Source organism: Mucilaginibacter corticis, assembly GCF_007558865.1.
Lineage (GTDB): Bacteria > Bacteroidota > Bacteroidia > Sphingobacteriales > Sphingobacteriaceae > Mucilaginibacter > Mucilaginibacter corticis.
Genome location: NZ_VLPK01000001.1, coordinates 624,243 through 648,494, shown reverse-complemented (window position 1 = coordinate 648,494; position 24,252 = coordinate 624,243). Strand labels below are relative to the sequence as shown.

The 24,252-nt window shown below is 45.6% G+C and carries 18 protein-coding genes; 9 read left to right on the top strand and 9 right to left on the bottom strand.

From position 1 onward, the window contains the following. Positions 1 to 374: 374 nt before the first annotated feature. A complete protein-coding gene (locus FO440_RS02810) occupies positions 375 to 1,571 on the bottom strand; it encodes a DUF2252 domain-containing protein (protein WP_144246703.1) in 1,197 nt (398 codons plus the stop codon). Positions 1,572 to 1,585: 14 nt separating this feature from the next. Beyond that, entirely contained in the window at positions 1,586 to 2,563 is a 978-nt protein-coding gene (locus tag FO440_RS02805) for a glycoside hydrolase family protein (RefSeq protein WP_144246702.1), read from the bottom strand. 234 nt (positions 2,564 to 2,797) lie between these two features. Here FO440_RS02805 and FO440_RS02800 point away from each other — a divergent pair, with 234 nt between their 5' ends. The 3 genes from FO440_RS02800 (at position 2,798) to recN (ending at position 7,165) form a co-directional block, all read left to right on the top strand. Beyond that, the gene (locus FO440_RS02800; RefSeq protein ID WP_144246701.1) at positions 2,798 to 3,172 is read left to right on the top strand and encodes a BlaI/MecI/CopY family transcriptional regulator; all 375 of its coding nucleotides are present in this window, start codon (positions 2,798 to 2,800) and stop codon (positions 3,170 to 3,172) included. A 66-nt stretch (positions 3,173 to 3,238) separates the two neighbouring features. After that, positions 3,239 to 5,356, top strand: coding sequence for a M56 family metallopeptidase (locus FO440_RS02795; protein WP_144246700.1), 2,118 nt, complete (start codon positions 3,239 to 3,241; stop codon positions 5,354 to 5,356). Positions 5,357 to 5,473: 117 nt separating this feature from the next. Then, positions 5,474 to 7,165 (top strand): DNA repair protein RecN, encoded by a 1,692-nt coding sequence (gene recN, locus FO440_RS02790; protein WP_144246699.1) that lies wholly within the window; start codon positions 5,474 to 5,476, stop codon positions 7,163 to 7,165. A 30-nt stretch (positions 7,166 to 7,195) separates the two neighbouring features. Here the strand turns inward: recN and FO440_RS02785 are convergent, their stop codons facing one another. After that, positions 7,196 to 9,469: a GH92 family glycosyl hydrolase gene (locus tag FO440_RS02785; protein ID WP_186292557.1), complete on the bottom strand. Its 2,274-nt coding sequence runs from the start codon at positions 9,467 to 9,469 to the stop codon at positions 7,196 to 7,198. Between the two features lie 180 nt (positions 9,470 to 9,649). Between FO440_RS02785 and FO440_RS02780 the strand changes: the two genes are divergently transcribed. Further along, the gene (locus tag FO440_RS02780; RefSeq protein WP_144246697.1) at positions 9,650 to 10,462 is read left to right on the top strand and encodes an enoyl-ACP reductase FabI; all 813 of its coding nucleotides are present in this window, start codon (positions 9,650 to 9,652) and stop codon (positions 10,460 to 10,462) included. A 179-nt stretch (positions 10,463 to 10,641) separates the two neighbouring features. On the opposite strand, the gene FO440_RS02775 is transcribed toward FO440_RS02780, so the two are convergent. Further along, positions 10,642 to 11,067: a hypothetical protein gene (locus tag FO440_RS02775; protein ID WP_144246696.1), complete on the bottom strand. Its 426-nt coding sequence runs from the start codon at positions 11,065 to 11,067 to the stop codon at positions 10,642 to 10,644. A 241-nt stretch (positions 11,068 to 11,308) separates the two neighbouring features. Between FO440_RS02775 and FO440_RS02770 the strand changes: the two genes are divergently transcribed. The 3 genes from FO440_RS02770 (at position 11,309) to FO440_RS02760 (ending at position 15,344) form a co-directional block, all read left to right on the top strand. Beyond that, positions 11,309 to 13,687, top strand: a complete 2,379-nt coding sequence (locus tag FO440_RS02770) for an alpha-L-rhamnosidase-related protein (protein ID WP_144246695.1) — start codon at positions 11,309 to 11,311, stop codon at positions 13,685 to 13,687. 130 nt (positions 13,688 to 13,817) lie between these two features. Further along, positions 13,818 to 14,834, top strand: a complete 1,017-nt coding sequence (locus FO440_RS02765) for a Gfo/Idh/MocA family oxidoreductase (protein WP_144246694.1) — start codon at positions 13,818 to 13,820, stop codon at positions 14,832 to 14,834. A gap of 9 nt (positions 14,835 to 14,843) precedes the next feature. After that, positions 14,844 to 15,344, top strand: coding sequence for a TlpA family protein disulfide reductase (locus FO440_RS02760; protein WP_144246693.1), 501 nt, complete (start codon positions 14,844 to 14,846; stop codon positions 15,342 to 15,344). A 9-nt stretch (positions 15,345 to 15,353) separates the two neighbouring features. On the opposite strand, the gene FO440_RS02755 is transcribed toward FO440_RS02760, so the two are convergent. The 3 genes from FO440_RS02755 to FO440_RS02745 form a co-directional block, all read right to left on the bottom strand. Further along, positions 15,354 to 16,334, bottom strand: a complete 981-nt coding sequence (locus tag FO440_RS02755) for a transglutaminase family protein (protein ID WP_144246692.1) — start codon at positions 16,332 to 16,334, stop codon at positions 15,354 to 15,356. 60 nt (positions 16,335 to 16,394) lie between these two features. Then, positions 16,395 to 17,330: an alpha-E domain-containing protein gene (locus FO440_RS02750; protein WP_144246691.1), complete on the bottom strand. Its 936-nt coding sequence runs from the start codon at positions 17,328 to 17,330 to the stop codon at positions 16,395 to 16,397. Between the two features lie 106 nt (positions 17,331 to 17,436). Continuing rightward, a complete protein-coding gene (locus FO440_RS02745; RefSeq protein ID WP_144246690.1) occupies positions 17,437 to 18,885 on the bottom strand; it encodes a circularly permuted type 2 ATP-grasp protein in 1,449 nt (482 codons plus the stop codon). A gap of 474 nt (positions 18,886 to 19,359) precedes the next feature. Here FO440_RS02745 and FO440_RS02740 point away from each other — a divergent pair, with 474 nt between their 5' ends. Next, the gene (locus tag FO440_RS02740; RefSeq protein ID WP_144246689.1) at positions 19,360 to 20,670 is read left to right on the top strand and encodes a flavin monoamine oxidase family protein; all 1,311 of its coding nucleotides are present in this window, start codon (positions 19,360 to 19,362) and stop codon (positions 20,668 to 20,670) included. A gap of 1 nt (position 20,671) precedes the next feature. Here FO440_RS02740 and FO440_RS02735 read toward each other — a convergent pair whose 3' ends face one another. Both FO440_RS02735 and FO440_RS02730 read right to left on the bottom strand, forming a co-directional pair. Continuing rightward, positions 20,672 to 21,550, bottom strand: a complete 879-nt coding sequence (locus FO440_RS02735; protein WP_144246688.1) for a PfkB family carbohydrate kinase — start codon at positions 21,548 to 21,550, stop codon at positions 20,672 to 20,674. A gap of 59 nt (positions 21,551 to 21,609) precedes the next feature. Next, complete coding sequence (locus FO440_RS02730) at positions 21,610 to 22,830, bottom strand: glycosyl hydrolase family 8 (RefSeq protein WP_144246687.1); 1,221 nt, start codon at positions 22,828 to 22,830, stop codon at positions 21,610 to 21,612. A 175-nt stretch (positions 22,831 to 23,005) separates the two neighbouring features. On the opposite strand from FO440_RS02730, the gene FO440_RS02725 reads away from it, so the two are divergent. Further along, positions 23,006 to 24,208 carry a glycosyltransferase WbsX family protein gene (locus tag FO440_RS02725; RefSeq protein WP_144246686.1) on the top strand — a complete coding sequence of 401 codons (1,203 nt, stop codon included), beginning with the start codon at positions 23,006 to 23,008 and terminating at the stop codon, positions 24,206 to 24,208. Positions 24,209 to 24,252: the final 44 nt, after the last annotated feature.

Below are 24,252 nucleotides of genomic sequence, written 5' to 3'. Positions count from 1 at the left end.
ATCGTTTGCATGCGCCATAGTAAACATTAATTAAAAATATGGTGACGCTGCATTGTCATTAAACACCCTTACCAAAAACTACTTATAAGTCAGAAAAAGTGTGCCAAACTGTATCATGAAATTGATTTTATAAAATCAATTTACTAACTATCAATTGTTTACAAAAACAGGTGTGTCAAAGTGTATCATTGGGACACATTCAGTTTGGTACCCCTGTTACGATCAAGTAAACAGGCACGCCGCTATATGTTCCCCTCTTGAGAGGGGGCGGGTTAGCCCGGAGTGGTAGCAGGGGTGTGTTTATACGCGCGACAGGACACACCCCTACACCCCTCTCAAGAGGGGAACCGCAAGGCCGGGGCTTTAGTCTCATCTTACTTAAACACGCCCTTCTTATAATCCCTCACAAACTGCCGGTAATCGGCCTTAACCTTTTTGCTATAGCTGCGGGCATAATCAATCAAGGCGTCCTGCCAGTCTGCCGACTGCCCAAATGCAGACAGCTCATCAATGATAGAAGAACCCTGGATGCCGCCGCTGCGCAATTGCCCCGAGGCCAGTATGCCGGCCATGTCGTCTATCACCTGGTACATATCCCGGTAATCCTCAAGCTGTTTAAATTTGATGGTGTCTTTTACCGGCTGCAACTCCTGTATAACATACGATTCATTGCGGAACAACGAATGGCTAAGCAATGCCGCCGAAGCATACTGCATTCTTTTCTGAATGGTGGTGATCCGTTCGGCCTCGGTTTGCCAGGCCAGTTGCTTAACCGGGTCATACGGCGCCACTGCCGATGGTCGCGCCTGCTTCATATCCACCAACAGGTATTTGTTTTTGGTGTTGGTGCTTTTTAGCAGGAACAGGTAACGCTTTAACCCCAGGCTGCCCGTACCGGCTATGCGGAACACACAGCCTTTTACCTCGTAATTGTAAGGGCCGTCATTACTGGTACTGATCCACTGGTTAATATGCGCGGAGAGCTCGGCCTTCAGTTTCTTATCTACCTTGGTATGCCGCTCGTCCTCTAAGGACAGGAAGATCTTTTTATTTTTGCTGATGGTGCGCTTTTTAAGGATATCCTTGCCTTTATTCTGGTCGGCGCGGGTCAGGAAATCGCAGACAATGCCTTTGGCCGTACGCGGCTCAATGCAAAAGGCCTTACCCCGGGCCAGCGTGGTCGAATAGCTTTTCAGGAAGAGCCGCGCCATTTTCAAAGCCCTCTCTTTCTCAAACCCCAGTGAATCAAAAGCAATGAAGATGCTGGTCAGCATGCGCAATAGGTCATAGCTTGCCGGTGCCAGCAAGGCCTCGTCAAAATCGTTCATGTCAAAATAGACCAGCTTGTTATCGCCTTTAAAGCTGCCGTAGTTTTCTATATGCAGGTCGCCGCAGATCCAGGTATGTGGCGACAGCGGCAGTTCTGCTTTTTGCAGGTCCTCATAAAACAGGTGGCAGGTTCCCCGGTAAAAGCGGAAAGGGTTTTCGGCCATTGCTTCATATTTAAGCTGCACCATTTCGGGCAATAAACCGGCATTAAAATCAAGCAGGCGTTGTGATAGTTTAGACATGGATAGTTTTTTGTTTAGTTAGGACTTGCGGTAAACCCCAGATCGCGGCCTTTGTGCAATACAACGCCAATTTGTTCTTTACCGTCTTTACGGCCGTTGTACCATAGCAGCCATTTCTTACCGTCAAATATGGCGTAAGGCTTGTAAACCGCGCTTGCGTCCCAGCCATTGCCGGGCCTAATGATGGGGTTTTGCGGATGCCTCACCCAATTGTGGATCCCGTCTGGCGACCTGGCAAGCCCTATCTGCGCGTAATCAACATCCCTGAAGCCTATGTAAAACATCAGGTAGTCGTTCTGCTGTTTAATTACCTGGCAGGCGGTAACCTTTGCCTGTTCCCATTTATTTGAAGGATCGTTTTTGAAGATGGGGTTTTCGGTATTCTTTTTCCAGTTGATGCCATCGGTACTGGTGGCATAGCCTATCGCGTCGGGCTCATACTGTTCGCCGGCCGAGTACCACATTTTGTAGATGTCGGCTTTTGCATCCCAAATCACGCTCGGGCACATTACCGATGTTTTCTCCCATGGCGATTCGGCAGATAGTACAGGTGTTTTGCTCATGCGCGTCCATGCTTTTCCGTCAGCACTTGTAGCGTAGCCTATCCATGACTTACCATCGGCCTGGCCGGTATACCACATGTGGTACAGCCTGTCCTTTTTTACCACGCAGGGCCGGTTCAGGTCCGACTCCCATTTGTTATCCGCATTTGGGGTAAGTACCGATACCGGGTCGGTCCACTTTAATCCATCGGCACTTGTGGACAGCGCGATACTTTTCTGCGGCCGCCACGAACTCCACATGCTGTAGCCACCAACTTCACGCAGAACGGTAATATCAAATATGGTCCCGAAGCTGCCGCCCAAAACCGGGTTGCCATCATATTTTACCCAGCCGGCAACGGTTTCCTGCGCACGGCAAAGGGTCGTAAAAAATAAGATTAATGCTATTGAACAAATAATGTTTTTGGCTGATGATTTTAGGTTTTGCATTTGGTTTATAAGCAGGTTATGAATAAAGATAACCCATTTTTATAAAATAAGTTCGCAGGAGATTTAATTCTTAGATGAGAGACTTTTAGATATCACTGTAACATTTTTGCTTTTTCAATCTCTTATCTGCATCAAGCTGATTAACAACTTTAAAAAAAAAAATTAACACAACTCTTGCATATACGAAAACTATCGTACATCTTTGTACGAAGATATTCGTAGTAAAGGAAAAAGATGGAATTAAAACCGACAGAAAGCGAGCTGGAAATATTACAGGTGATCTGGAAACTGGGCCGGTGCACCGTGCGCGACGTGCATGAAGAATTGATAAAAAATAAAGAAGCCGGTTATACCACCACGCTTAAACTGATGCAGATCATGGCTGATAAAGGATTAGTGGCACGTGATACCAACGCCAAAACGCATTTGTATACCGCGGTGATCAGCCGTGAGCAGGCGCAGAACAGCGCGCTGGACAAGATCCGCGATACGGTATTTAAAGGCTCGACCGCCGATTTGGTGATCCAGGCGCTGGGCCAACACCGCGCATCGTCTGACGAGATCGACGCGATAAAGAAGTATTTGCAGCAGTTTGAAAGTAAAAATTAGGGATTAGTGTTGAAGATTGGTTATTAAAGATTTAAGATTAGGCTTAGTGCCGTAAACATTAATAATATGCAAAATCTGTTATACAACATCAGCCAGGTTTTAGGTATAACCATTATCCACTCGTTGTGGCAGGGGTTAATAGTATTTATAGCATTACGCTTGTTTATGCTGATCTTCCCGGCAAGGTCGGCTGTGGTAAAATATTGGGTTAGCTATGCTGCGCTTACCTTTACATTGGGCTGGTTTGTGGTAACATTGTTTAAAGAACTTGATCATTACGACTGGCTATCAACCACTGCGCTCAAGCTGCCGCCTTTGGCCCTGCCTGCGGTTATGCAAGATGTTGACGCCCCGGCAAATAAGCTTTACTTTACCATATCAGGCTATATGCCTTACCTAACCATGTTGTATGTTGTTGGCCTGGTTTTTAATACGCTGCGGCTTACATTTGCGTGGAACAATATTTACCGCATCCGCCAAAATATCAGCGACGCGGGGTTTGCGCAAACGGTTAAGCGTTTGTCGGCAACAATTCATATCAAACAAACTGTTAAAGCCGCCTTTAGCGAATGGGTTGACGTGCCCTGCGTAACCGGCTTTATTAAACCTATTATATTATTACCGGTAACGTTAACCTGTTACCTCACTACCGAAGAAATTGAAGCGGTACTGCTTCATGAACTGGCCCACATAAAACGAAACGATTACCTGTTAAATTTCATTCAGCAGGTTATCGGTATCCTTTTATTTTTTAATCCCTTCGCCAGGCTGATCAATAAGTTGATTAACGAAGAAAGAGAAAACTGCTGCGACGATATGGTTGTGCGCGTCACCGGCAGTCCGTTTATATATGCACAAGCGCTGTTAAAACTCGAGGAAAATAAACAAACCCAGTGGCAACTGGCCCTTGCCGCTACCGGAAAAAAGTATGAATTATTAAACCGAATTGAACGCATCATGAAAACTAAAACACACACCGTAAATATACGCCCGGTACTGGTTACGGTACTGGCCCTTACCTGCGCCATAAGCAGCATTGCCTGGCTAAACCCGGAGATCAAAAATGGTAAGGTGATCATTAAAAACGCGCCGGCTATCCGCATGGTTGCCGCGGCTATTACTGCGCCTGTAGCACCCGCGCCGGTGGCCCCTGTACCGCCGGTAAGACATAAAAAACACATCAGCATTAAGTTTTTGCCTGATACTGAACGCCAGGCTAAGCTGAATGATACCACCATCAAGCACAAGAAATACAAGATCGTAATTGAAAACGACAATGGTACAAAAAACGAGTATAACTCGGTAAATGACCTGCCTGCTGATGAAAAGAGTGACTTTTTAAAAGATGCCAACCTGGATAATATGAAAGTGTTGTTTGGCGACACCTCGCACTTTAACAAACAAATGCGCGAGTTTGGCGAACAAATGAAAAAACAACAGGGCGAAATGGCAAAACACTTTAACAGCCTTGAATGGAAAAAACAACAGGCAGATATGGCAAAGAAATCCGCCGAGTTTGCCAGGCAGTTTAACAGCAAAAAGTTTAGAAAGCAACAAAAACTGATGGTTGAACAATCATTAGCCTTGGCTAAAAAGTTCACCACCGATGCCCAATGGCAAAAATATATTGCTGAAATGGCTAAATCGGGCGCGGATATGGCGAAGTTTTATGACAGCCCTGAATTTAAAAAACATTCTGAGGACGTTGATAAGTCGGCAGATGATCTGGGCAAAATTTATGACAGCGCTGAAGGTAAAAAACAGTTAGCTGACTTACAAAAACAGGCAGAAGAAATGTCTAAATATTACCAGAGCCCCAAGTTCAAAAAACAGATAGAAGATATCCAGAAATCTGGAGAAGCTATGGGTAAATATTTTGAAACCGAGGAGGGTAAAAAACAACTTGACGCCATGGCGAAATATGGCGAAGATATGGGGGAAGCAATGGGTAAATATTACGAGAGCGGCGAAGGCAAAAAGCAATTAGAAGCTATACAAAAACAGGCGGTAGAGATGGGTAAGTATTACCAGTCGGGCGAAGGGCAAAAACAATTGGTGAAAATGCAGAAGCAGGCTCTCGAAATAGCAAAAAAGGCGCAGAAACAAATTATTGAAGAAAGATCGAAAAACGCTGATAAAGAAAAAGCAGTTACCGATAGCACAGCAAATACGCAAAAGCAATAGTAGTATAGTTTATTGAGTTAGTTAAAAGAGGGGTAACCCTCTTTTTTGTTTTTCCATACTTTTGTGCCGATAACAAGGTGTATTTCGTAATTTAGCCCCAACACCATTGGTACCTGTATGCTTCAAAAACTCAGTATAAGTAACTACGCTTTAATTGATAACCTCGAGATCAGTTTTGATAAGGGGCTGAATATCCTCACCGGCGAAACCGGCGCGGGTAAATCAATTATCCTGGGGGCGCTATCCTTAATATTGGGTCAGCGGGCAGAGAGCCGTTACTTTTTTAACCAGCAAAAAAAATGTGTGATTGAGGGTACTTTCCGCATTACTGATTTTCAGTTAAAGGACTTTTTTGAGGATAACGACCTGGACTACGAAGCCGAAACTGTACTAAGGCGTGAGATCTCTGCCGATGGTAAATCGCGTTCGTTTGTGAACGATACCCCGGTAAATCTTAACGCGTTGAAGCTATTGGGCGAAAAGCTGATCGATATCCACTCGCAGCATGCCACCATGGAAATTAACGACCCGGAGTTTCAGTTATTGGTGGTCGATTCGGTAGCCAAACACCCGGAGTTATTGGATGATTATCAAACTAAATTCCGCGCTTATAAAAAATCTGTTGCCAAACTACAGCAATTAACCGAAGAAAGCGATAAGGCCAAAGCCGACCTTGATTATTACCAGTTCCAATATGATGAGCTGGAGAAAGCCGGCCTGTCTGCCGATGAGCAGGAGCAGTTGGAGCAGGAGCTTTACGCGCTAAACAATGCCGAAGAGATAAAACGTAATTTATTAAGCGCCAACTACCTGGTACAAGATAGCGATGCGGCGGCTTTGTCGCAATTACGCGAGGCGGGGCAACAATTAGGGTCATTGGCTAAGTTTAACCCGCAGATAGAAGAATTACAAGAACGCCTGAGCAGCACCATCATCGAGCTAAAAGACATATCCGCCGAAATTGAAGCCATAGAACAACGTACCCATACTGACGAGCCGCGCGCGGCCGATGTGAATACGCGTTTAAGCACCATCTATAACCTGCAGAAAAAGCACCGCGTAAACAGCAATGCCGAATTACTGCAATTACAGGACGAACTATCCGACAAGATTCAGCAGGCTGTTTTTGGCGATGAAGTGATCGAAAAGCTGCAACAGCAACTGGATGCCGACAAAAAAGTGCTTGAACAATTGGCCGGACAATTATCCGCCAACCGTATAAAAGCTATTCCCGTTATTGAAACCGAAGTGCTGCAGACACTTGCAGAAATGGGGATGAGTAATTCGGCTTTAAAAATTGAATTGACCAACGCCCATACCGTAGGACGTAACACACCTTTAGAGGGTTTGGGGGAGAATGGTGTAGATGCTGTTCGTTTTCTTTTCAGCGCCAACAAGGGGCATGCTTTGGCTGAGATGAGCAAAGTAGCATCGGGTGGTGAGTTGTCGCGGTTAATGCTGAGCATTAAATCGCTCATCGCTAAAAACACGGCCTTGCCTACCATTATTTTTGACGAGATCGATACGGGTGTATCCGGCGAGGTAGCCAACAAAGTGGGACAGATCATGGAACAACTGGCCAATAACCTGCAGGTGATCACCATTACCCACCTGCCGCAAATTGCCAGCAAGGGCCAGAGTCATTACTTTGTTTACAAAGATGACGAGGCCGACACTACCCGCACCCGCATTAAACAACTGGATAACGGCGAACGCATTTTAGAAATAGCCAAAATGCTAAGCGGCGATAAGCCCGGCGAAAGCGCATTGCAAAATGCGAGGGAGCTTCTAGGCCCCCTAACCCCCTGAAGGGGGAACAATAGCGCCGGGTACTGATTTTTACTGTTTCGTTTGTGCTGATAATGAAAAAGGCCTGGCCTCAACACCAATCCCTCTGCTTGTGTTAGGCTTGTCGCCCATTTGCAGTACCAGTGTGCCGCCGTTATTGATATCCGCATAAGTAATATAATTTGCATTAAGCGTTTTACCGTTTAGCGTGGCTGATTGTATGTAGACGTTGGCCTTGCTGTTGTTATTGGCTATCACCGTAAATTTCTTTCCGTTTTCTAAACTAACGGTAGCTTTATTGAATACCGGGCTGCCTATTACGTACTGATCTGTACCGGGGCACACGCTGTACAGCCCCAGCGCGCTGATGACGTACCATGACGACATTTGCCCCTGGTCCTCATCGCCGGGGTAGCCTTTAGGGCCGGCATTGTATAATTTATCCATGATCTGCCGCACACGGTATTGTGTTTTCCATGGCTGGCCTACGTAGTTGTACAGGTAGGGCACGTGCATATCCGGCTCGTTGCCATGCGCGTACTGGCCCATTTTTGCTAACTGCATCTCGGTCATTTCATGGATCTGTTGTTTGTAGGTGCCAACCTTAACATTGCTGTTAGTGGTGAAAAAGGTATCCAGTTTGGTGGCAAATTTCTCTTCGCCGCCCATTAGTTTTACCAAGCCATTCACATCCTGGAAAACCGACCAGCTATATTGCCACGAGTTACCCTCGGTAAAAGGACCACCCCATTCTATCGGATCAAAATCGGGCAGCCAGTTGCCGTCACGCAGTTTTCCGCGCATAAAACCAACTTCTGGGTCGTAGAGGTTTTTGTAGTTATACATCTGGCGGGCAAAGATCTGCTGATAAAAAGTATTGCCGGTCATTTTGGCCAGGTTATAGGCACAGAAGTCATCATAAGCATATTCCAGTGTTTTGGCGCCATACTCATACACCTCGCCTTTAGGCACAAAACCTAAGGAGAAATATTCTTTCCAGCCTTCACGCCCGTTTGATCCTCCCCAAAAACCCTTATTGGTAGCCTCGTGCAGGTAGGCGGCCAGCGCTTGGTTAGGGTCGAACGTGTGGATACCTTTCGCCCAGGCATCCGCCAGTAATGAAATAGCGTGGTTGCCCAGCATTACGCCAGACATCCCCGGGTTTGACCATGCAGGGAAGAAACCGTATTGCTGCTGCGCGTCCAACAAACTTTGCATGTAGCGGCCCTCCATTTCTGGATGCAGGATATTGCTTAATGGAAATTGTGCCCTGAAGGTATCCCAAAAACCATTGTCGGTGTACATATAGCCGTTGTGGATCTTTTCGTCGTACGGGCTGTAGTAGTAAGGTTTGCCGTCCTTATCCAGGTCATAAAACTTACGCGAGAATAAGTTGGCCCTGAACAGGCAAGAATAAAAAGTCGCCTTTTCATCTTCCGTGCCGCCTTCAACCGCCACGCGGCCCAGCATATCGTTCCATATTTTTGTGGCTGCCGCCTGTGTTTGTTCAAAGCTTTTAAATGGCTTTAACTCCCTGTCAAAATTTAACTGCGCCTGCTCACTGCTGATGTAAGATGATGCCATTTTACACTCAACCACCGCGCCCTTTTTAAATTGCAAGTAAGCGCCAATGGCTTTGCCGCTCTTTGTCTTTTCGCCTTTGGTTATCAGGTTATTCTCTTTTTGCCAGGTACCAAACGCGGTAAACGGCTGGTTGAATTGTATAATAAAATAATTTTTAAACCCTTTGGGGATGAAAGTGCCGTTGGTTACATAACCAACTATCTTTCGTTCTTCGGGGATGATCTGTAGCTGGCAATCGCCCCTGTAACCATCAAAAACTATATAATTGTCCGCTTTGCCGGTAAAATTGAAACGCATGTTTGCGCCGCGTTCAGTAACCGTTACGGCGGCAGCCATGCCGTTATCAAACTTTACTTTATAATAGCTTGGTTTGGCTATTTCGTTTTCGTGTTTGAAAGCGGCAGCGCGGTCGTCGTCGGTAACTTTTAGTTCGCCCTCAACCGGCATTAACGAAAATACCGCGTAATCGCCCATCCAGGGGCTGCACTGGTGTACCTGCTCAAACCCGCGGATCTCATGAGCATCATATTGGTATTTCCAGCCCTCGCCATTTTTATTGGTTTGCGGCGAATAAAAATGCTCGGCAAATGGTAAGCCAATGGTAGGATAGGTGCTGCCGTACGAAAGGCCGTAATTTGAATCGGTACCCTGCAGGGTGTTTACATATTTAACATAATCCTGCGCGCGGGCAAAGTTAAAACAGGCCACTAACGCGGCTATAAGGGTAAACGATCTTTTCATTTTTAATAATTGGTGATCCAAAGAAAGCATTTCATAGCTGTGTTGGCAACTCTTTGATAAATAATATTGGCAGACAGGTAATTATTAGCCCTTGCTTTACAGTGGTATCCGCTGTTTTTATATTTAATTGTAATTCAATAAAATCATACCTTTGCCCACATTATAAACAAAAATCAACACATGGCTTATAATTTATTAAAAGGCAAAAAAGGAATAATTTTTGGCGCATTAGACGAAAACTCTATCGCCTGGAAAACCGCCCAGCACTGCTACGCAGAAGGCGCCCAGATTGTATTAACCAACGCCCCTATCGCTTTGCGTATGGGTACAATAAATAAACTGGCCGAAGAGATCCAGGCCCCGGTTATCCCTGCCGACGTTACTGTTGCCGCGGATATTGAAAACCTGTTTACCCAAGCCATGGAACATTTTGGCGGACAGGTGGATTTTGTTCTGCACTCGATAGGCATGAGCATTAACGTGCGCAAAAGCATTCCTTATTACGAAAACAATTACGAGTTTACCCATAAGGGTTTTGATATATCGGCGTTAAGCCTGCACCGTGTGCTGCAAACCGCTATGAAACTGGATGCCATCAGCGAATGGGGATCAGTAGTAGCGTTAACTTACATTGCCGCGCAACGTGTGTTCCCTGATTATAATGACATGGCCGATAATAAAGCAGTATTAGAAAGCATTGCCCGTAACTTTGGATATTTCTATGGTTCAAAGAAAAAAGTGCGGATCAATACCGTATCACAATCGCCAACCCGCACTACTGCCGGGTCGGGCGTTAAAGGCTTTGACGGCTTTATCAACTATGCCGAAAAAATGAGCCCGCTGGGTAACGCGGATGCCGACCAATGTGCCGACTACGTAGTTACCTTATTCTCTGACCTTACCAGAATGGTTACCATGCAAAATCTTTTCCATGACGGCGGTTTCTCTTTTACCGGGGTAACGCAGGCTGTAATTGAGCAGATGGAGAAATAATATTTGATTTTCGTCTCGATAGCTATCGGGATCGGATTTTTTAAAAGGCTGACCTTAGGGTTGGCCTTTTTTGTTGCCAAACAAGTACAGATGCAATACTTTGCGTCTTTTTATTTCCTGGTATTCGGCAAAAAAAGAGGCCAGCCGAAAGGCTGGCCTCTTCCAAAATATAATTTCTTTTATTTCTGAAGCTCAGAAGGTATTAACACCAGTTTAACACTAACAGAAGACGTTGGCTTTACCGGCGTACCTCCGTTAACAGGCTGTGAGTACAATACGATGTGTGCTCCCTGATTGTCGGAATAGTGAAAATAGCTATAAGATACGCCGTTATAAACTTCGGGTATTTGCTCATAAACACCTGAAACGAAAGAGAAATAAACCAATGTAGCATCGCTTTTATTATCGAAAAAATTGTAACTCCCGTTAACCGCTAAATCAACAGAGTCTGCTTTTCCGTCCGCAGTTTGCGTCCAGTCACTTGTTTGGATTGGGTCTGAGATCCATGTTTGATTAGCTACTACGTTGGTTACATATGTTTTTTTGCAAGAAGCTAAAGCCGCTACTACAAGGGCTATACAAGCGATAGATAAGATTTTTTTCATAGTCATAATTGTTTTATACATCTCTGTGATGCAATTAGAACGCAAAGGTTTAATAATTAGTTTGATTTTTTTTATTTTTTGTCATAATTGACAGTTCATCCGCAAAACCCTATTAAGAAACGCCATTATTCAGTAGGCAGTTTTTAGTTTGCAGTTGACAATATTTGAGAGAAAAAATCCTACAATAGATATAATCCTGAAAATCTTAGTCTATCTTTAATCACCACTTGTATATACCTGCATGAAACTAATTATTACCACCTTCGCACTAATGTGCATTTTGCTGTATAACCAAAGCGCCTTTGCACAACGGGCAGACCTGCCTTTAGCTGCCAAACCATGGAACGCTTTTTGGATAAATGCCCGTAACGAAACCGGACGAGATTACGGCGTATTTTACTTCCGTAAAACCATTGATCTGCCTGCCAAACCGGCTACGTTTTTCGTCAATGTATCGGCAGATAACCGGTATAAACTATTTGTGAACGGGCAACTGGTGTCGTTAGGCCCGGCGCGGGGCGATACTTATTTCTGGAACTATGAACACGTAGACCTGGCGCCTTACCTTGTAGCAGGTAAAAACGTGGTAGCCGCACAGGTATGGAACGAGGCCGAAGCAAGGCCCGAAGCACAGATAAGCCTGCGTACCGCTTTTATTTTGCAGGGGGCAACCGCCGCCGAAGAGATACTGAATACCAACAATAGCTGGAAGGTTATGCGCGATAATGGTTATCAGCCTCTCGGCGTAAACCTTGGATATGGTGCTTACTATGTTGCAGGCCCGGGCGAAATGATAACTGAAAGCAAGGTGATAAAAAACGCCACGTCGGCTACGTTGGATGATGGCGCCTGGCCTGCTGCCGCCAATCTTGACCACGGTAAACCCAAAGGCATGACAGATGCTTTCGGCTGGATGCTGGTACCATCGCAGATCCCGCAGATGGAACGGGTTTACCAGCGTATCCCTACGGTGCGCAAGGCTGTAGGGATTGACGTTCCTATGGGTTTCCCGGGGACGAAGACCGCGTTAACCATCCCCGCCAATACTATCGCTACGTTGATATTGGATCAAACTTATTTAACTAATGCCTATGTTACCTTAAATTTTAACAAGGGCAGCGGCGCGGGTATTTCGCTCACTTATGCCGAATCGCTTTTTGACAATTTGAAAAAATACGGCAACCGCAAAGGCGACCGTAACGCGGTTGAGGGCAAAGATTTTGGTGGCCGCAAAGACAGCCTGCTTGCCGATGGCACCGACGGGCAAACTTTCACTACGTTATATTGGCGCACGTTCCGCTATGTAAGGCTGATTGTGCATACAAAGGATGAGTCATTAGTGATTAACGACCTTTATGGTACAGCTACAGGTTATCCGTTTAAACTCAACGCTAAACTAAAAACCGACAATCCCGAAATGCAGCAAATGCTGGATATAGGCTGGCGCACCGCCCGCATGGATGCTATTGAAACCTATATGGATTGCCCTTATTACGAGCAGCTGCAATACATTGGCGACACCCGCATACAGGCCATGGTGAGCTACTACAACAGCGGCGACGACCGCCTGATGCGCAATGCCATTAACCTGATGGACCACTCGCGCATTGGCGAAGGATTGACGCTGAGCAGGCACCCGTCGTTTAGTCCGCAGATAATTTCTACGTTTTCATTATGGTACATTGGGGTGTTACATGATTACTGGATGTACCGGCCTGATAGTCTTTTTATAAAAGGCAAACTACAGGGCGAGCGCGCTGTGCTTGATTTCTTTAACCAATATCAGCAAGCGGACGGCTCGTTAAAAGGTACGCCCTACTGGACATTTGTAGACTGGGCCGACCAATGGAATAATGGCGTACCCCCGATAGGCAGCAAGGGCGGCTCAGCTATGTTCGATCTGCAATTGCTTACGGCTTACCAGCAGGCTGCCGATATGGAAGCCAAAATGGGCATGCCGGCCTATGCCGCTTTATATCGCGCGCAGACCGCAAAATTAAAGCACACCATACAAACCAAATATTGGGACCCGACAAAACAACTGTATGCCGATAACGAGGATAAGAACAGCTTCTCGCAGCATGTTAATTCGCTGGCGATATTGACCGGTGTGGCAGGCAAAACCCAGGCCCCTGCTATCGGCAAAAAGATGCTGACCGACGCCACGCTTACCCAATGTACCATTTACTTTAAATACTACCTGCACCTGGCGCTTGTGCAGGCCGGCATGGGTAATGACTACCTGAAATGGCTTAACAAATGGCGTGAAGATATCAAACTGGGCCTGACCACCTGGGCCGAAATGAGCGACGTAGCCAGTAGCCGCAGCGACTGCCATGCCTGGGGAGCCAGCCCTAACATAGAATTTTACCGTACGATATTGGGCATTGACAGCTACACCCCCGGCTTCGCTAAAATAAAAATAGAACCCCACCTGGGCGACCTGAAGATAGCCTCGGGAGAAATACCCCATCCTAACGGCAAAGTAACCGCCGACTATGCGCTTAACGGCAATATATGGAACATCAAGCTAACCCTGCCGCCCAAAACCACCGGCATATTTGTTTGGAAGGGCAAAACATTGGTGTTAAAGAGCGGGGAAAATGTGTTTAGGATGTAGGGTATAGATTTCTTCTCGTTCTTACCAGCAGGCGGGCTCATCTAAATGACATTTTTTAATTTTATGAGTATGGATTTTTTGCATAACCCTGATTAAAACAATAATTTGGCGCTTTAATAGATAAACTACCATGTCAGCACCTATTGTTACCGGTTTATTGGCTTACGGAATGTCGGGCAGGGTGTTTCACGCGCCGTTCTTAAGCACTAATTCGCAGTTTAAATTAAAGGCGGTGGTTGAGCGTAACCAAAAAAAAATGGTAGCGCATTACCCCGATATTGTGAGCTATGATTCGGTCGATGAGATCTTGAATGACAATGAGATAGAACTCATTATAGTTAATACGCCTAATTTTACGCACTTTGATTTTGCCAAGCAGGCGTTAAACGCGGGTAAGCATGTGCTGATAGAAAAACCAGCCGCAGGAAACGTTGCCGAGATCAAAGAACTGTTTGACCTGGCGCGCAAAGTTGGCCGACACGTTTTTTGTTATCAGAACCGCCGCTGGGACAGCGATTTCCTGTCGGTAAAGGAGGTAATTGAAAGCGGCCGACTGGGTAAACTAACCGAAGTAAGTTTCAGGTATGACCGCTACAAGCCGCAGCTTAATGTAAAGCCCTTTAAAGAAACAAAGGAAACGCCAATAAACGGCATTGTATATGAGCTGGGCCCGCACCTGATAGACCAGGCCATCCATTTATTTGGCAGGCCGCTGAGTTTTGATAAGCTGACCACCATACAGCGCGACAATTCTGTAGTGCCCGATTATGTGAACTTTCGCTTAACTTACCCTGAAGGATTAATTGTATATTTAACATCGGGACTGTTAATTGCCGATCCGCTGCCTGCATTTACCGTGAATGGATATGTTGGCACTTATACTAAATACCGTTGCGATGTGCAGGAAGCCCAGTTAATTGACGGCGTACTGCCAACCGACGAAGCTTATGGTATTGAGCCGGCAGGTATGGAAGGCAAACTGGTTACCGTGGGTGCCGATGGGACAAAGAGTATTGAGTTTATACCGTCTGTAAAAGGCGCATATGCTGATTTATTTTACGCGGTTTATCATTCTATCCGTAAAAACGCGTTATATCCGATAACTGAAGAACACATGGCCTGGCAAATGGAATTGCTTGAGGCTTAATATTTACCAATGATGAAAAAACTAATTTTATTTTTTTGCCTGATCATAGCTGCCGGCTGCAGCCAGGCGCAAGAGCCAACTGCTATACCGCCTTACAAAATTCTTAAAACGGATAGTACCTGGGCTACGCCTGCTAATTTAAAGCACCGCAGGACGCTGCTGATCTATTTCTCGCCCGATTGCCCGCATTGCCAGCACCTTACCAACGAAATGAAAAAGGTAATGAAACAGTTTGGCGATACCCAGATATTGATGATAACGTGGTCAAATAATTACGATATCAGGGCTATCAAAGCTTTTGTAAAAGATTATGGCCTGGCTAAATATCCTAATATCACCATAGGCACAGAGGGTTATACTTACCTGGTGCAAAAATACTTTAAGATAGAAACCACGCCTTACATAGCCGTTTATGACAGCAAAAGCCAACTTGTTCAATCATTCAGAAAAGCACCTGATATTGACGATATTGTAAAAGCCGTAAAAGCCGCCGACAGTAAGAAAAGCTAATTTGCCCAACTATTGTTGCTGCTGCTGTTGTTGCTGTTGAAGTAACTCCATATGGCGCTGATAACTGTTTTTAACCACTGTATTGACAGCAGGAACCGGTTGCGGCGCAAGGGTGTCTGCAACTTCCTCTTTGTGTAATAATAACCCATCATCGCCAAATGTTACAGCAACCTCAAGCCTGTGGCCAGACGAGCCTTTGTAAACACCCTTAACCGGCGAGCAATCCATAAAATTGCGGCCTACTGCCAGGCGTACATGGTTTTCGTTAGCGATGATGTTATTGGTTGGGTCGAGGCCAAGCCAGCCGTAGTCAGGTATATAAGCTTCGGTCCAGGCATGGGTAGCGCCTTCGCCGCGCATGCCGTTTTTGTCGGTACAGATGTAACCGCTCACGTACCGTGCCGGCACTTTTATCATGCGCAGCATTTCTGTTAAAATATGGGCAAAATCCTGACAAACTCCGGCTTTGAGCTTCCAGATCTCGTCAAGGGTAGTTTCAACAGTGGTTACACCCTTTATGTAATTGAAGTTTTTGTACACATACTCGCAAAAGCGTAAGGCAACCTGGTAGGGGATATCGTCATGACCTTTTAATTTGTCAACCAATTCCTTCAACTCTTCAAACCCTTCAAAATATTCCTGCCTTAAAAAGTCGATATAAGGCACCATGTGTTGTAAAGGTTTCAAGTCTTCCCATTGTTGAGCCGGGAAAATATCATTAACCGGGTAGGGGCGGTGCCTGGTGCTTACTAATATCTTTGAGTTGATAACCAATAATGAGTGAGGGTCGCTATAAGTAAAGCTACCCACTTCGTTGCCGTAATAATCAATATGGCTGTCAATGATCGGATGGCCTGTTACAATGATCTCCTGCTTTAAAACATCCTGGTACTCGTCCTTTATCGGGAACAAAATGATCTGGTTGGCGCTATCACGCACCGGGCTGTCATAAATATACCGGGTAATATGTTGTATCTCAAATTCGGGCATTGGTATTCTTTTTTAATAATTCACTAACCACTAATTAACTAATCTCTAATCAACTACTTGTTAACTATTCGCAAAATAATGTTCGTTCAGGGCATCGGCTATGCCGTATAGTTCGCCGCGGATCTGGGTCAGGAAAGCGTGCAATCCTTCCTGCCTGATGGTTTTTACCGAGCTATATTTAATGCGGCTTTGCAGCCTGCCTATCTTAAAGATCATATCCCTGAAATCGTCCATGTTACTGTCGTTTTGCAGGCGCTCAAAATAACGCTGAATGTTATTTACCGAGTAGATAACCGAGCGCGGGAAATCGTTGTTTAACACTACCTGTTCCAATACGTTCTCGGCTTCAAACCCTTCGCGGTAAGTCTTTAAATAGAGCTCATATCCACCCAGCGAAAGCAATAAATGCTTCCAGTAAGTGGTATCGGTCAACAGATCGGGATTGTCGCTGATAGAGCCAAATTTGGTATCCAATATATCAACCGACTGGATAGCACGTTCCAAATATTTGCCGATATTCATAAAACTGCGACCCTCACCGCGTTCCATGGTGATCTCTACAGTGCCGTAATAAAGCATTACCTGTTTTATTAAAACGTCGAGTACGCTAATGGGGTCCTCGCGCTGTAGTGCGCGTTCCAGTTTGTTGTCTTTTACGGTATGGTAATACTCGTTTAAGCACTGCCACAGATCTTTGGTGATGTGTTCCTGTACGCTGCGGGCATTCTCTCTCGCCAGGGTAATAATGTTCAATACCGAGTTGGAGTTGTTGCGGCCCATCACCATATATTTTAATACGGCGCGGCTGTCATTACCGAGGTTTTCGCCCTCGTCATCATCCAGCCCGGCAAATATGCGGATAACCGGCTCCCAGGTAAACTCCTGTATGGCATCCTGCGACGACGCGTAGTTTATCTTAAGCATCCGCAACATACCATCACTGCGTTCAATATACCTGCTTTGCCAATATAAACTTGCTGCTACTCTACTTAACATATGCCCCCCAGCCCCCTAAAGGGGGAGTTATAATGAATACTTATTTTATTGCTTCTTATCATTTATTGTTTTGTTTGTTTACTCCCCCTTCAGGGGGTCGGGGGGCTTAAGCCAGCACCCACGTATCCTTACTGCCGCCGCCCTGAGAGCTGTTTACCACCAGTGAGCCTTCTTTTAACGCTACACGAGTTAGTCCGCCGGGTACTATCTCGATGCCGTCAGGCCCGCACAGAGCGTATGGCCTAAGGTCGATGCGGCGCGGTTTTAGCTCGCCCTGCATATAACACGGCGCCGCCGAAAGGCTAATGGTTGGCTGCGCGATAAAGTTGCGCGGCTCTTTTAGTATTTCCTTTTTATAATCGTCTATCTCTTCTTCAGATGCCGCGTGGCCCATCAGCATGCCGTAGCCGCCGCTGCCGTTTGTGCGTTTCACTACCATTTTGTTCAGGTTTTTGAATACAAACTCGCGCTCGTCGTCATTGCCTAACTGGTGGGTAGGTACGTTCTTTAAAATAGGCTCTTCGTTCAGATAATAACGGATCATATCAGGCACATAGGTGTAAACCGCCTTATCGTCGGCTACGCCATTGCCTATGGCATTTACAATAGCTACGTTGCCTTTACGATACGCGCCCATGATACCTGCCACGCCCAGCATACTGCTTGGGTTAAAAACCAATGGGTCCAGGTATTCATCATCAACACGGCGGTAGATCACGTCTACCTGTTGCAGGCCGATGGTGGTTTTCATATACACCTTATGGTTGTTCACCACCAGGTCTCGCCCCTCAACCAGCTCGACACCCATTAAACGGGCCAGCGTAGTATGCTCAAAATAAGCCGAGTTGTAAATACCCGGGCTAAGCAAAACAATATTAGGGTTGGCAATTTGCCGCGGCGATAAAGCCAGTAAGTTTTTGTAAAGTATGGTCGGGTACTCCGTAACGCTGCGTACGCCGCATTGCGGCAACAGGTCTGGGAACAAACGCTTGGTGATCTCGCGGTTCTCCAGCATATAACTTACGCCCGATGGGGTGCGCAGGTTATCCTCCAATACATAAAACGTGCCGTCATGATCGCGGATCAAATCGATGCCCGAGATATGGACATAAATATCATAAGGCACCTGCAACTGGTACATCTCGCGCAAAAAATGCGGGCACGAGTAGATAATATCAATAGGTATTACACCATCCTTGATGATAAACTGGTTGTGATAGATGTCCTTTAAAAAGTGGTTAAGCGCGGTTAGGCGTTGTTTAATACCCTTCTCAACAAAGGCCCACTCGGCAGCGGTAATAATACGCGGGATAATATCAAACGGGAAGATCTTTTCAATACCCTCGCCACTGTTATAAACCGTAAAAGTGATACCCTGGCTCATGAAAAGCCGTTTAGCCAGCTCTTCTTTTTTGTTCAGATCGTCAGCCGACTCATTTGAAATGTACTCTATTACCTTGCGGTAATGGTCACGCACATTGGCATCAGCCCCATACATTTCGTCCCAAACGCCGCCAATCGGATTGTATTTATCAAAATAAGCTGATTCCTGCATGAAAATATTAGGTTAAAATTAATTTTATAACCGTTTTTTGTTATAATGACGTAATATAGAAACTGTTTTTAAATAATTGCAAGTTTTTTTGAAAAATTTATAATTATTTATAACCTATTTTATAAAATTCGCCATAAAATAGATGAATTTCAACCATTTTTTTATATTCTATATTAAATGATACGAAGATTATTAAAATAAAGGATAATTTTTTGAAACTGATTGTTGACTTATTTCAAAAAATTCTCTTTTAAATAATGATAAAAACCGATCGGGTTAATAGATGCGATGATAAGATAACAAAAATACGGCTAATAAAGTTTAGCTGTGTGTAATGGTTATTATAAATTTAATATTGCTAAGGTCATGTCAGGCCGGATTTAAATTAAGGCCAACACATTATTAACATCATCTTAGCATAGCTTTTAGCCAAACAAACTATCTTGGCGGCGCAATGTTTTATCAGCATAAACCATGAAGAATTGCGATGTATTGATTATTGGTGCCGGTGCTGCCGGGTTAATGGCGGCTTATAAATTATCGTCAGCCGGCAAAAGCGTGATAGTGCTTGAAGCCAGGGGGCGTTTGGGTGGCCGCATCCATACTTTACAAAACGAAAATTTCTTTAAAGAGGCCGAACGCGGCGCCGAATTTATCCACGGCGACCTGCCGGTTACGCTTGAGTTGCTTAAAACAGCAGGTATCGGGGTAGAACCTGCGTCGGGCGAAATGTGGCGCTTCGCGGATGGAAAGTTTAATAGCGAACATGGGGCTACGCCCGATTGGGGTTTGTTGATGGAACGGCTTGATCAACTGCAGGAAGACCTGAATATTGAAGACTTTTTACAAAGTGAATTTGACGGTGATGAACATAAAGAATTATGTAACTCGGTAAGGCGTTTTGTTGCCGGCTATGACTCGGCCGACACCCGCGATGCCAGCGCTTTTGCATTGCGCCGCGAATGGCAAAATGAAGATGATGACGCGCAGCACCGATTAAAAGGCGGATACGCTGCAATGATAGATTATTTAGCGACCCAGTGTAAAGCACATGGCGGCGAGATCATGCTTAATGCTGTGGTAACCGATATTGAGCATGAACCCAGCAAAGTGCAGGCACAAGTTGCAGGCGGCGATGTTTACAGCGCACGGCATTTAGTGGTGGCTTTGCCGCTTGGCGTATTAAAAGCTGCATCAGGTGAGGGTGTTGTTAAATTTCATCCGCTACCGGTGCAACAAATGCAGGCCTTTCAAGACATTGGCTTTGGCGCCATTATAAAACTACTGCTTGAATTTGATTCGCCTTTTTGGGAGGGTGATGATATTGCCCGACTTGCCGGAAAAGACCCTAAAGAAATGAGTTTTTTACTGTCGGACGAAGCGATACCCACCTGGTGGACACAAAACCCAAACCGCAGCACGGTACTTACCGGTTGGCTCGGCGGACCGCCGGCTGCACAAAAACAGCAGGCAGCCGACGCAGAAATATTAGAGCTGGCTTTACAGTCGCTTGCAAATATTTTTCAGAAAGATGTTCAGGACTTGCGCGATAAACTGGTAGCATTCAATTGTGCCAACTGGACCGCCGATCCATACACCCGTGGCTCGTACGCTTATGATATGGTAGCATCGGCAGACGCCCGTAAGATCTTGAGCGAACCGATTGACGGTACCTTGTTTTTTGCCGGCGAATACCTGTATGACGGCCCTGCTATGGGCACGGTAGAAGCCGCGCTAACCAGCGGAGCCGAAGCTGCAAAAAAGATCCTTGAAATAAACAGCTGAATTAAATCCCCCGGGATGCCATAAAGTGCATCACCTCGTCCTCGGTACCAACAAAAGGACCCGGTAACATGGTTTTAAGCCCGGCCATGGCGGCTGCAAATTCGCCGGCTTGTTGTATGGGGGCATTTTTCTTAACGCGCTGATATAAATAACCGGCCATATAAGTATCGCCGCAGCCGGTTGCATCTACCACCATTTCGGGGTGATAAGCGGGGATTTGGTGTAAAATGCCATCGCTGTAAATAGCAGAACCCTGGCTGCCATTGGTAATTACCGATTCTTTTACACCCAGGTCGGCCAAAAACTTAACACCATCGGCAACGGTGTCATAGCCCGAAAGCGCCGCCAGTTCGGCTACGTCGGCTTTTAAAATATCTATGTATTGCAGGGCCGTTTTTTTATCGGGCCAGTCGGTAACGTAAACTTTTTGATCGATCACCTTGCGCAGGTAGCCCTGCACGTCAAGCGCGATGCTGCCCTTGGCCGATAAAGTTTTTATCAGATCGGTACTGAAATCATCTGCAAGTAATGGGCCTAAGTGAAAAATCTTTGCCTCAACATCCTGTAGCTGGTCCATAGTGAAACTATCGGCAATTTGCAGTACGTTTTGGGTGCGCTCGTCCTGGTTCTCGCCGTAAATGTTTTCAAAGATCACGGTATGCCTGCTGGGCTGGATCCTCACTTCAATGTTTTTGCCGCGCAGGTAGGTGACATATTCCATTTCGGCTTCGGCAAGGGCCGTCACCAAAACATATTTTACATCAAGTTTATTTACCGCGCACGAAAAGTAAAGTGCCGTGCCGCCAGGCATGTGCATGGTACTGCGGGTGTTAACAATTTTATCAGAAGTAATGTGCCCTACGCAACAGATATCAAACATAGCCGGCAAGATAATGATTTTGCACAAGGCCTAAAACCTAAATTGCAACATATTTGCTTTTATTGCCAGTAATTGCCGGATATGATGATCATATCGATCAGCTTGATGCTGTTATCGTAATAGTCATAGTCCTTTAGCTTAAAGCCGTTAAGATAATCCCAAACATGGTTTAGCCATTGTTGGTTTTTCTTGTCGACCATGGCCGACACCGCGAACGGCGCGACAAAGCTCAATGCCTCAAAATAGCGATCTTTGATATCATTACCGGCCAGCGTGTAGCCTGCCGAAAGGTTATAGGTATCGTTATTGGTAGTTTCGCGCACCCAGTGGTTTATTTTACTGACGATATTTTTTGATTGCATATCGCCCGTCATTAAATAATCGGTAGCTATGCGCCATGGATCGCGGCAGGCGTTGTAGTTATATTCGCCATCATACTGGCTCTCTAAAAAATGCGGGCCGGCAGGTTTGGGTTCTTTATTCAGGTTGATTATAAAATCAGGCAGCAGGCCGGCATCGGGACTATAATTCTCCTGCAAATAGTCGAACAAATGGTACCCGGCATTAATAACTTTGGTCCAACGAACATCGTTTGTAGCGCGCAAAAATGCCTTAAAATGTGCCGGCATAAAATCAGACGACCGAGTGGTAAAATAATCCTTGCTTTCGCTCTCAATGGCATCGCTGATCAGCACCGTCCACGTTTTATGATTGATCTCGTCCTGCATAATGGCATCGATCATCAGTTTAGCAGCCTGCAGGTAATTGATGCTACCCTTATCGCCCCATTGTTTTGAAGCCAGTAACAACGAAAAGGCGATGTCTATGTCGCCGTCTGATGCCGAGCTTCTGTCCAGGTCTGTACCGTCTGTTTTTTGCGCCCAGGCCATCAGGTACTTGTTGCGGATGCCGGGATGCGCTTTGTAGTACCGGTAGAGGTTATCGTAGATTGCTTTTGCCTTGCCGTCTTTCCCTGCCATTAAGGCGGTGATAACCATGCCATATCCCTGCCCTTCTGATACGCATTGCTTGCCGCCCTTGCCCTCAAACCAAACATAGCTTTGGGGTTTACCCGGTACGTTTTTTATATAGCGATTTTTCCATTGTACATAAAAATCGCGCACGGTATTATCCAGTTTGGTTTGACTGATATGATTGGGCTTGATCGAACCACTAAAATATAATGTATGCTGCGGAAAGGGTTTTGCCGTTTGCTGCGCTGATGTCGCGAGACAGTAGCACAATAGAAATATCAGCATGAAGAAATGTTTGTGCCGCATGGTGCAAAATTAGTAAAGACCCCTCTAATCTCCCCCAAGGGGAGACTTTAATTTTTCGTATTGTTAAGCCCTCCCCTTGAGGGAGGGTTGGGAGGGGTATCAGACAGTACATGACAGCATTATAAAAGAAAAAGAACAGATTTGAAACATCAATAACCAATTGACCTGATAATATATGAACCTGAAAATAAAATATGCCCTGCTGTTTGTGTTGTTTATTGCTGTATTAACCGATAATCGCGTAACAGCGCAAAGCAAACCCGCAGGAGGCCAGAAATATGATATAGCCGCATTTTTGTACCCTGCTTATGTGAATGACGATCCGCGTCTTCGCCCTTTCTGGCCAAAGGGCATTGGCGAATGGGAAACCGTGACCAGCGTGCAGGACCGCTTCCCCGGTTTTTACTGGAACCGCAGACCTACCTGGGGCACCATTAATGAAGCCGACCCGGCTGTCATGTCCATGGAGATCAACGAGGCTACCAAACATGGGGTTAATGTTTTTATTTTCGACTGGTATTGGTATGATGGCCGCCCGTTTATGGAAACCACGTTGGATAACGGCTTTTTAAAGGCCGACAACAACAATAAAATGAAGTTTTACCTGATGTGGGCCAACCACGATGTGGTAAACACCTGGGATACCCGCTTAAATAAGTTTAACGAGAACAACGTGATTTGGCAAGGCAGGGTAAGCCGCGACGAGTTTGAAAAAATAGCTAAACGTACCATCGAAAAATATTTTAAGCAGCCTAACTATTATAAGATCAACGGCAAACCGGTGTATATGATCTATGATATCCCGCAGTTTATAAACGGCCTCGGCGGGATAGAACAAGCCACCGCCGCGCTTAAATGGTTTAAAGAAGAAACTAAGCGCGCCGGCTTTCCGGGACTTGAATTACAACTGACCATGTGGGGCATCAACCTTAATTACAGCGGCTTTGACGGCAGCAAAACCACCCGGCCTGAGAACGACTTTGTTAAAAAACTAGGCTTTACCAGTTCAACCCATTACCAGTTTGCACACTTTGTAAATGTGAACGACGATTACCTCAACATCCTGAACAATGTTAAAAAGGAATGGGACCATATAGACGCTACATTTGATATCCCGTATTACCCGCACATCAGCGTAGGTTGGGACAACAGTCCACGTACCGGCCAAAGCGCGGTAGTTAAAAACAACACGCCCGACAACTTTGAAAAAGGCCTGAGAATGGCCAAAGCCTACGTTGACGCGCACCCTAAACAAGCCCCGCTCATCACCATTAACAGCTGGAACGAATGGACAGAAACTAGTTATCTGCAACCTGACAATGTGAATGGTTACGGCTATTTAAATGCTATAAAGAATGTGTTTGTGGATGGGAAGTAGCGCTTGTAAAGCTTTATTTCAGGAAGCTGACAAAAAGGTGTTAA